At 61.2% G+C, this 9,513-nt stretch carries 8 protein-coding genes; 4 read left to right on the top strand and 4 right to left on the bottom strand.

Annotation, left to right across the window (positions count from 1 at the left end; all coding sequences use genetic code 11):
* Nucleotides 1–625, bottom strand: a 625-nt coding sequence (locus ABHR76_RS06340; protein WP_346977090.1) for an NAD-dependent protein deacylase, incomplete at its 3' end; no start/stop codon positions are given.
* Between the two features lie 135 nt (nt 626–760).
* Between ABHR76_RS06340 and ABHR76_RS06335 the strand changes: the two genes are divergently transcribed.
* Complete coding sequence (locus ABHR76_RS06335) at nt 761–1,579, top strand: exodeoxyribonuclease III (RefSeq protein WP_250787343.1); 819 nt, start codon at nt 761–763, stop codon at nt 1,577–1,579.
* A gap of 149 nt (nt 1,580–1,728) precedes the next feature.
* Here the strand turns inward: ABHR76_RS06335 and ABHR76_RS06330 are convergent, their stop codons facing one another.
* The 3 genes from ABHR76_RS06330 to ABHR76_RS06320 are packed head-to-tail and all read right to left on the bottom strand — an operon-like array spanning nt 1,729 to nt 4,977.
* Nucleotides 1,729–2,442, bottom strand: coding sequence for a DUF6580 family putative transport protein (locus ABHR76_RS06330; RefSeq protein ID WP_346977089.1), 714 nt, complete (start codon nt 2,440–2,442; stop codon nt 1,729–1,731).
* Between the two features lie 4 nt (nt 2,443–2,446).
* Entirely contained in the window at nt 2,447–4,090 is a 1,644-nt protein-coding gene (locus ABHR76_RS06325) for an ABC transporter ATP-binding protein (RefSeq protein WP_346977088.1), read from the bottom strand.
* Nucleotides 4,090–4,977: an energy-coupling factor transporter transmembrane component T gene (locus ABHR76_RS06320; protein ID WP_346977087.1), complete on the bottom strand. Its 888-nt coding sequence runs from the start codon at nt 4,975–4,977 to the stop codon at nt 4,090–4,092. The genes ABHR76_RS06325 and ABHR76_RS06320 overlap by 1 nt, the downstream gene beginning before the upstream one ends.
* Nucleotides 4,978–5,173: 196 nt before the next feature.
* Between ABHR76_RS06320 and glmU the strand changes: the two genes are divergently transcribed.
* The 3 genes from glmU to ABHR76_RS06305 all read left to right on the top strand — a co-directional run bounded on the left by glmU (nt 5,174) and on the right by ABHR76_RS06305 (nt 9,344).
* Entirely contained in the window at nt 5,174–6,586 is a 1,413-nt protein-coding gene (gene glmU / locus ABHR76_RS06315; protein WP_196031373.1) for a bifunctional UDP-N-acetylglucosamine diphosphorylase/glucosamine-1-phosphate N-acetyltransferase GlmU, read from the top strand.
* A gap of 192 nt (nt 6,587–6,778) precedes the next feature.
* Nucleotides 6,779–7,765, top strand: coding sequence for a ribose-phosphate diphosphokinase (locus tag ABHR76_RS06310; protein WP_022094252.1), 987 nt, complete (start codon nt 6,779–6,781; stop codon nt 7,763–7,765).
* Between the two features lie 562 nt (nt 7,766–8,327).
* The gene (locus tag ABHR76_RS06305; protein WP_346977086.1) at nt 8,328–9,344 is read left to right on the top strand and encodes a hypothetical protein; all 1,017 of its coding nucleotides are present in this window, start codon (nt 8,328–8,330) and stop codon (nt 9,342–9,344) included.
* The last annotated feature ends 169 nt before the right edge of the window (nt 9,345–9,513 follow it).

Here is a 9,513-nt window from a genome sequence, read left to right as displayed (position 1 = left end):
GATACACCACGAGCGAGGTCCCGCCCACAATGAGGGCATCGGCCGCGGCGATGGCGGCAACGGCACCGGTCAACACATGCTCGTCGAGCGGCTCTTCGTAGAGCACTACATCGGGCTTGATGCGGCCACCGCACGCGGGGCACGCAGGCACGCCCGCGGCATCCTCGTGCTCGCGCGAGCAAATCCACTCGGCGCTATAGACCGCGCCGCACGACTGGCAAATGTTGCGATGGACCGATCCGTGCAGCTCAAACACTCGCTGTGAGCCGGCCATCTGATGCAGGCCGTCGATATTTTGCGTCACCACGGCGTCGAGCTTGCCGGCGCGCTCCAGCTCGGCCAGCTTGGTGTGGCAGCGGTTGGGTTTAGCGTTGAGCGCGATCATCTTGGTGCGGTAAAAGTCGAAGAACTCCGCAGGATGCGCCTCGTAAAAGCTATGCGACAGCATGGTCTCGGGCGGATAGGCAAACTGCTGGTGATACAGGCCGTCCACGCTGCGGAAATCGGGAATGCCACTTGCCGTGGAAACACCAGCGCCGCCAAAGAAGACCACGCGCTTATGGGTGCCGAACAGCTCCGCCAGCGCGGCGGAGGCCTGCTTGGGATCCGTTATTGCCTGCGTCATATGAGTCCTCCGTCCCTGTTGGTCGGGCAGCGTTGGGCAACGTCCCAGCATGCGGCCTTTAAGTCAGCATGCGCGGGGCCCACCCCGCCCCTGTTGCGCTAATCTTAAGCCTGCCAACCCCGTCGAAAGGACACCATGCCTCAGACTTACACCTTTGCCTCGTGGAACGTTAACGGCCTGCGCGCCGTGCTCAAAAAGGACCCGAGCTTTATCCAGATCGCGCAAGAACTCGACGTCGACATCTTGGCGCTGCAGGAGACCAAGCTGCAAGGGGGCCAGGTCGATATTGACCTGCCCGGTTATTACCAAACCTGGAGCTACGCCGAGCGCAAGGGCTACTCGGGCACCGCGGTCTTTAGCCGCCAGGAGCCGCTGCGCGTGCTGCGCGCCGACGCGCTGCTGCCCTACGCCGGCGAGGGCGAGGCGGCCGTACTCGTCGCCCAAGCCGTAACCGAGGGCCGCGTCTGCGCGCTCGAGTTCGACAAGTTTTGGTTTGTCGACGTCTACACGCCCAACGCCCAAAATGAGCTCGCGCGCATCGATGTGCGCATGGCCTGGGATGATGCCTATCGCGGCTTTTTGACGGGACTCGAGCGCGAGACCGGCAAACCCGTCGTAACCTGCGGCGACTTTAACGTGGCGCATGAGGAGATCGACCTTAAGAACCCCAAGTCCAACCGCGGCAACGCAGGCTTTTCGGACGAAGAACGCGGCAAGTTTACCGAGCTGCTCAACGCCGGGTTTACCGATACCTGGCGCGCGGCAAACCCCGACGTCGAGGGCGTCTACAGCTGGTGGAGCTACCGCTTTAATGCCCGCAAGAACAACGCCGGCTGGCGCATCGATTACTTCCTGGTAAGCGACGCAATCGCCGACAACGTACGCGACACCGGCATCCGCGGCGACATCTTCGGCAGCGACCACTGCCCCGTCACCCTCACGCTAGAACTCTAGCCCCAAGTAATTCCTGGGGGGACAGAGGAAAACAGATTATGTGGCCCCTCTCCCCCTATAAGGTGCGGTGGAATAGTTCCTGTTTGGGCAGCAAATAGCCAAAAACGAGAACCATTCCACCGCAAGTTCGTGAGGGAACGCGAAATGCCTTACAGCCCGTATTTCACGACGACACGGTTAATGCGACGGCACCAAGGCTTGTACAAGGCAGCCAAGAACACGCAGGTCGCGAGGCCGTGTGTGATATCGAACGGCACTGCCGTGGCAAGACGTGCCATGGCACCCGCCCACGTGAGCGGTTGAACAAAACCGATAATGTCGTAGGCGTTGATCACAACGCCGTACAGCAAACCCGAAGCAAAGCCGTAGGTCAGCAGCGCCGGCATACGCACGGTGCCATCGGCGCGATCAAAAGCGCCGGCATGCGCCAGCGCACCGCCAACGTATCCCACGAGCCCCCAGGCATACATCTGCCACGGCGTCCACATGCCCTGCCCAAAAAAGAAATTGCTGGTCAGCGCCGCCAACGCACCGACCATAAAGCCGTTACGACGACCGAGTGTCGCCCCGGCGATAATGGCGATGGCACTCACGGGTTTAAAGTCGGGAATGGGGCCAAACAAGATGCGCCCCGCCGCGGCCAATGCTGCCAGAACCAGCGTGGGCATAATCTGGCGCAAACCCGGACGAGATGCCTCGTAACCCGCAAAGAACAGCGCGAGCACCAGCGCCACCACAACCAGCATGGCCAATGCTGCCTGCTCAACACCCGACAGCAACGCCGCAGCCATCACCGCCGGCACCGCCAACAACAGCGGGATCTCCAGTTTTGCAAGCAAGCGCGAGAAACGACAGTCCGTCATCCCATCACGCCCTATAGAACACGTTGTCGGCAAAGAAGTCGGCCGGGGACTCCATGCAGGCAATCTCGCCGTCAAACATCATGGCGACGTCGTCGGCTACCTGCTCGGCAAAGTCCAAATCGTGCGTAGCCGTGATGACGGTGCCGCCAGCCTTCGCATGGCCACGCAGGGCGCGGGCGATAATGCGGCGGCTGAACAGGTCTAGACCCTTGGTGGGCTCATCGAGCAATAGCAGTTCGGGGCCGATTAGCAGCAGTTTTGCCAATGCAAGCAGTTGACGCTGCCCGCCCGAAAGATCGTACGGATGGCGTCCATCCAGACCCGACAACCCCAAGCTCGCCGCACGCTCCCGCGCCAAGTTCTCGTCATATCCGCAGGTCGAGGCCCATTCCATCAGCTCGTCGCGCACCGTCTCGGCAACCAGCAGGGCCTTGGGGTTCTGCGGCAGCAGCGCAGCCGAGGCCGCCCCGCGCACCATACGACCACGCTGCAGCTTGGCAGTCTTGGCCAGCACCGAAAGCATCGTCGACTTGCCGCAGCCGTTACCGCCCACAACCGCATGCACCGCGCCAGTCGAAAACGACGCATCGAGCCCGCGCAGCACCCAGCCGGACGCTCGATCGTAGCGAAACCAGCCTTCCGACAGGGTGGTAGCCGACCCGCCGTGCATTTTTTGGAGTATTCTGCTTCCATCCGTGCGCGGGAAGGCTTCCGAGCCGTTCTCGAGCGACGTTTGCGCCACAAATTCGGACGATTTGTCCAATTCTGAACTTTTTTTCGCGCTCGATACGTCCCCGGGCGGCTCCAGAGAGCCCAAATTGTCCTCGCGCCTGCTGAATACTCCTTTATTTGCACATCGGATGGCACCCCACCCCAACATGTCATCGGAAAACAGCGATTCTCGGCGTCCCAAAGAAGCCATATCCGCCACCTCGCGCACGCGACCGTCCTCAATCCGGTACGCACACGTCGCGTATTCGAGCATTGGGCGCGGCTGATGCGTCGCCACAACAACCGTGCAGCCCAGCTCGCGATTCACACGAAACAGCGCGTGCAGGAAATTCTTCTCCGCAACCGGATCAAGCTGAGACGTGGGCTCGTCGAGCAGCAGCACGCGCGGGCGCAGCGTCAGAACGGCCGCCAACGACAGCAACTGTTTGCGACCGCCCGAAAGCGTGTCAGTATCGCGGTGAAGCCAATCTTCCAGCCCAAAGAAATAGCTGGTCTCAGCTACGCGACGGCGCATCTCATCACGCGCTAGCCCCAAGTTTTCCAGGCCAAACGCCATCTCGTGCCACACGGTTTCGCACACGATCTGGTTCTCGGGATCCTGGAACACATAGCCCACGCGCTCCGCCGATGCCCGCACATCCATGTCGGCGACGTTCTCGCCCAGCACGAGCAGTTCGCCAGTGCGCTCGCCCGCCGGAGCGATCTCGGGCTTGAGTAGCGACAGCAACGTCGACTTACCCGATCCGGTACCGCCGACAAGCAGCGCAAATGCACCTTGGGGAACAGACCAGTCGAGTCCCTCGAGCACCGCAGCATCCGCATCGGGGTAGGCAAAGCTCAGGCTCCGCACCTCAATCGCCGGCATATCCGGGCCGTATGCCGCGCCCGACACCGGTCCCCTATCCAACCGAGCCATCAGCCGAACCTCTTCTCATCGATCGCATGCAACACGCAGGGCAGCATCATCCAGGCAGCGTACACGACATAGCCCAGCCACGGCGCCGGCACCGATAGTTGCGGGTAAAACGAATACTGCGTTGTCGCGGTCCATGCCACCGCCACCGCAGCGGCACCAAACACCGCAAGCCCAACCAGCGCGGCAACATCGCCGCGACCCAGCCGATACCGCGCGTACGTCGTGCGACGTGTCGCGGCGCCCCATCCACGGGAGCGCATGGCGTCCGCGCGCTCCAGCGAATCTTCCATGCCCCAGCCCATCAACACGCTCGATGCCCGTAGGCGCGAACGCACGGGATCGGCCGGCGCGCGACCCGGCACATCAATCGCATCCTGCACCGCCAGTACCGTACGACCGCGGCGTAAAAACTGCGGGATAAGCCGCATGCACATCGAGATCATGAGCGCGAGCACCGGCGCGGCGTTGCCCAAAAGCGCAAGTACCTTGTCGTATTCGAGCATCGACGCCGCGGCCTCAAACCACAGCACGCTCGCCACGAACAGCCCGCCCATGCACAGGCCGTAAACCATGCTCTCTAGATACACCGCACGCATGCCAATACGAAACAGCTCCGTCGAGCCCGATGCACTAAACAGCGGATTGAGCACCGCAATGATCAAAATCACCGGCAGCTGCCAGCGAAGCGCGCCCAGCGTGCGGGCAGCCCCACGCGTCGCAAATCCATACGCCAACCCGCCCGCAAGTGACAGCGCAATCAGCACCGGCTGCATCGAGAACATGGTGAGCCCCAGCGTCAGCACTATATAGAGCGCCGGCACAGCTGGATGCGACATCGAGAATGCCGCGACGGGCTCGCCGCCAAACTCCTCTCGTATGTTGTCCACGGGCACCCCCGTCCCCTCGCTCAAACGACAGCTCCGCAGCACCGCCGCCATGCACGGCCAGCGCAAACGCCACGCCGGCGGCGCAAGCCTCAACCGCCGCAATCCAATCGTTACGCGCTCAACATATGCCTGCGGTATCATATTGCGCCGTGTATCGTTTCCAAACACACGTCTCTATAACGTAACAGGAGATCACATGGACGCAACCGCAATTATCCTCGCCGCCGGCGAGGGCACCCGCATGAAGTCGAACCACTGCAAGGTTTCGCACAAGATTCTAGGCAAGCCCATGGTTCAGTGGATCGTCGACGCCACCATCAAGGCCGGCTGCAGCCGCGTCGTGGTCGTCATCGGCAGCCACGCCGACGAGATGCGCGCCCTCATCGATGGCGCCTACGCCAACAGCGCCACCAAAGTCGAGTGCGTCGAGCAGACCGAGCGCCTGGGCACCGGCCATGCCGTCAAGGTCGCGCTCGAGGCCTGCGGCATCGCGCAAGGCCCCGTCGTCGTGCTCAACGGCGACCTGCCGCTCATCACCGCCGACACCGTCGCCAAGTTCGCGCAGACCGTCGCCACCGGCGAGCTCGCCTGCACCGTCATGACCATGACCCCGCCCGATCCTTTTGGCTACGGCCGCATCAAGCTGGGCGCCGATGGTCAGATCGAGCGCATCATCGAGCAGAAGGACTGCACGCCCGAGCAGGCCGCCACGCTGCTGGAGTGCAACGCCGGCTGCTACGCCTTCGACGGCGCGCAGCTTGCCGCCCACATTAACGAGATCGGCAACGACAACGCGCAGTCCGAGTACTACCTGCCCGACATGCTCGAAATCCTCAAGGGTCACGGCCAGGCAGTCTCCATCTTCCACTGCGACGACTACCGCGACGGCCTGGGCGTCAACAGCCGCATCCAGCTCGCGCAGCTCACCGCCATCGCGCGCGACCGCATCAACGAGCACTGGATGGCAGAAGGCGTCACGTTCATCGACCCCACGCAGGCCTGGATCGGTCCCGACGCCACCATCGGCCGCGACACCGTCGTGTGGCCGCAGACGCATCTGATCGGTCACGTCACCGTGGGCGAGGAGTGCCAGCTCGGCCCCAACAGCCGCCTCACCGACACCACCGTCGGCAGCGGCTGCATCATCGATGAGACCATCGCCATCGAGGCCGTCATCGAGAACGGCGTCGACTGCGGCCCGCGCGCCTACCTGCGCCCGGGCACCCACATGCTCGACGGCTCCAAGGCCGGTACGCACGTGGAAATCAAGAAGTCCACGATCGGCGAGGGTTCCAAGGTGCCCCACCTGTCCTACATCGGCGACACCACCATGGGCTCCGGCGTCAACGTAGGCGCGGGCTCTATCACCTGCAACTACGACGGCGTCCACAAGCACAAGACCGTCATCGGCAAGGATGCCTTCATCGGTTCTGACACCATGATGGTCGCGCCCGCCCAGATTGGCGACGGTGCGCTCGTGGCCGCCGGCTCCGTCATCACCGAGCCGGTCCCGGCCGACGCACTCGGTCTGGGCCGCGCCCGTCAGGTAAATATTGAGGGCTGGGCCGCCGATTATCGCCGTCGTCTGCACGAGGACGACGAGGCATAACGTTTCACCAAGCACAAAAGGAGCTGTTCCATGGGGACGGCTCCTTTTTCTATCGTGACCTGCGCGACCGGATGAGTGGTCGGTTCGTGTCCGTTGACGGTAAAGACGTTATCAAGACCCGATTAACCCCGCCGCACGGTTACAATGCAAAAAGGCATCTATATGGCATTCGATGTATAAAGGAGAAGGGTAATGCCGATTAATGATCCCGAGAAGTCGGAGAATATGCGCAAGTCCATCCGCGTGTATTCCGGTTCCTCCAACCGTCCCCTCGCTCAGAAGATCGCTGAGTACCTTGGGGTCGAGCTTTCGGGCCTTACGCTAAAGCAGTTCGCCAACGGTGAGATTTACGCCCGCTACGACGAGACCGTCCGCGGCGCCGACGTCTTCCTGATTCAGTCCGTGGCCGGCGGCAACGTCAACGACATGCTCATGGAGCTGCTCATCGCCACCGACGCTGCCAAGCGCGCATCCGCCCGCTCCATCACCGCCGTCATCACCCACTACGGCTATGCCCGCCAGGACCGCAAGGCCGGCCCGCGTGAGCCCATCACCGCCCGCCTCGTCGCCAACCTACTCGAGCGCGCCGGCGTCAACCGCATCATCACCCTCGACCTGCACCAGGGTCAGATCCAGGGCTTCTTTGATATCCCGGTTAACCACCTGTCCGCACTGCCGCTGTTTGGCCAGTACTACAACGACATGCACTTCGACACCGACAACCTGGTTGTCGTCTCCCCCGACGTGGGTCGTGCCAAGGCCGCCAAGAAGCTGTCCGACATGCTCGGCTGCGACCTGGCCATCGCCCACAAGGGCCGTCCGCGCCACAACGCCGCCGAGGTCATGGGCATCATCGGTGACATCAAGGGCAAGACCTGCATCATCAACGACGACATGATCGACACCGCAGGCACCCTGTGCGCCAACGTCAAGGAGCTCAAGGCTATGGGCGCCGGCGACATCTACGTCTGCGCCACCCACGGCATCTTCTCCGGTCCGGCCATCGAGCGTCTGAACGACGCCCCGATCGTCGAGTGCCTCGTCACCGACGCCATTCCCGTCGAGGTCGGCGGCAAGATCAAGACCATCTCGGTCGCCGAGGAGTTCGCTCAGGCCATCTCCGCCGTTTACCACGAGGAGCCCGTCTCCACGCTCGTCGGCGGCGACTTCGCGCTGTAATCCAGCGTGCATCTCATCATCTTTGGTGTTTTTAAAGGGTCGGAAGCTCGCTTCCGACCCTTTTTCTACCCCTCGACAACCTTCCCTGGACAATTAGTTCAGATACGTATTTTTTTAAAGCTCCAAAGGCCGTTCTGAGCCTTCTGAGCTCCCCGGCGAACGCCATACTGCCCAAAGCTCATCGCTTTCGAGTACGACCGCCGCATATTTACCCTCAAATCGCCCTCGAAAGCCCTTAGAAACGCCTCGAACGCCCGCCGTCTTATACGTATCTGAACTAACTGTCCAGTAGCTATCGTCAACCTTCGCGGCAGAGCTCAATTTCCTGCAATCCCCTCAACCGATTCCACCGATTTCATAACACCCAGCCGTTCATGGCGCGCAGCGCCCCGCTGAGCGAAAAGAACGGTATGGCGGTCGCATTCTGCCGCCAACTTAGTACGTTATAGCTATGACGACCGTGATTTCACATCTCTCCGCCCTCCGCGCAATTCGTCGCGCACGACGGGCGTACTCTGCCCTACCCTGGGACTCCGTTGATAGCGAACAGCAAGCACAGGCCTTGGCTGGCTGCATTCCCAACAATGACGCGATAGACTTTGGCGCACTTTCGATACTCGACGCCTGGAATGAAGATGATTCCGAACTGCTCGATCTTCTCGTTTCAAACGAAGACAACAGGCGCCCCGACAAGCGACTTCTTCAGCATATTCTCTCCGCTCCGCTTCCTGAAGGTGCAATTATGCACGTCGAGGCCGACATCTACGCTACGTCTCCTGCCATGACAGCCATGCTTTGTTCCAAGAATGAATCAGTCGCCAAAACCTTGATGCTACTCATGGAACTGCTCGGAACCTACTCCCTTCCTCCCGGGGCAACATACCCCATTGCCCATGACGACATCTGGCCCAAGGGCGATGGCTGCGCAGCGACGGGCGATCTCGATTGCTTGGGCAACCAGTCGGTGGTCGAGCAACAGAACGAAACCCGCTACGAACAGGCACACTACAAATGCGAGCCCGCCACGACCATCGAAGAGCTCGAGACTGTTGCACAGCTTGCCAAAAGCAGCTCATACACCTCGTTTCGCACGGCAGTCAAGCTCGCCCGACCCGGATCTGCATCCCCAGCCGAATCCCTAATGTTTGCCGTTCTCGGAGCGCCCATGCGCTTTGGCGGATTCGGATGTTGCAGCCTGCCCATGGGAGGCCTGCTACTCAACTATCGAATCGACTTCGACACCCTTGCGGTCAACATGTCCTCGGGCATCCCCTATGCCATCTGTGACCTATATTGCCCGGCAGCCGGAGTCGACAACGAATACAACGGAATTGGGCACGAGCTTCAAAACGCTCGCATCCACGATGGCAATCGAAATAATGGCCTCAAGGCAATGGGCATCCACGTCCTGGTTATCAATCGCGACCAAATGAAAGACCTTGTTGCACTCGAAGCCTTCGCCCAAACGATGCATCGACTCGCGGGAGTCCGATTCCGATACCGTATCAAGGGCTATCGCAAGCGTCAGGCCGCTTGGCTCAACGCCCTGCGGGCCGGAATCAGCCTTGCGCCGGTCTAAACGGCGAATCACCCGCGCGCCGCCGAACAGGACTGGACAGTTAGTTCAAATACGTATAAATGGACACATTGAATTAGGCTGTTTTGCGGCTATCTCTATACCATTCGCCCTATTTGAAGGCAGGGTAGACTTCAAAACAGCGCCATATGGACTAACTAAAGCTCCAAAA

The sequence above is a fragment of the Collinsella aerofaciens genome (assembly GCF_039752985.1).
Lineage (GTDB): Bacteria > Actinomycetota > Coriobacteriia > Coriobacteriales > Coriobacteriaceae > Collinsella > Collinsella aerofaciens_BT.
This window is presented reverse-complemented; position numbering and strand designations above follow the sequence as displayed.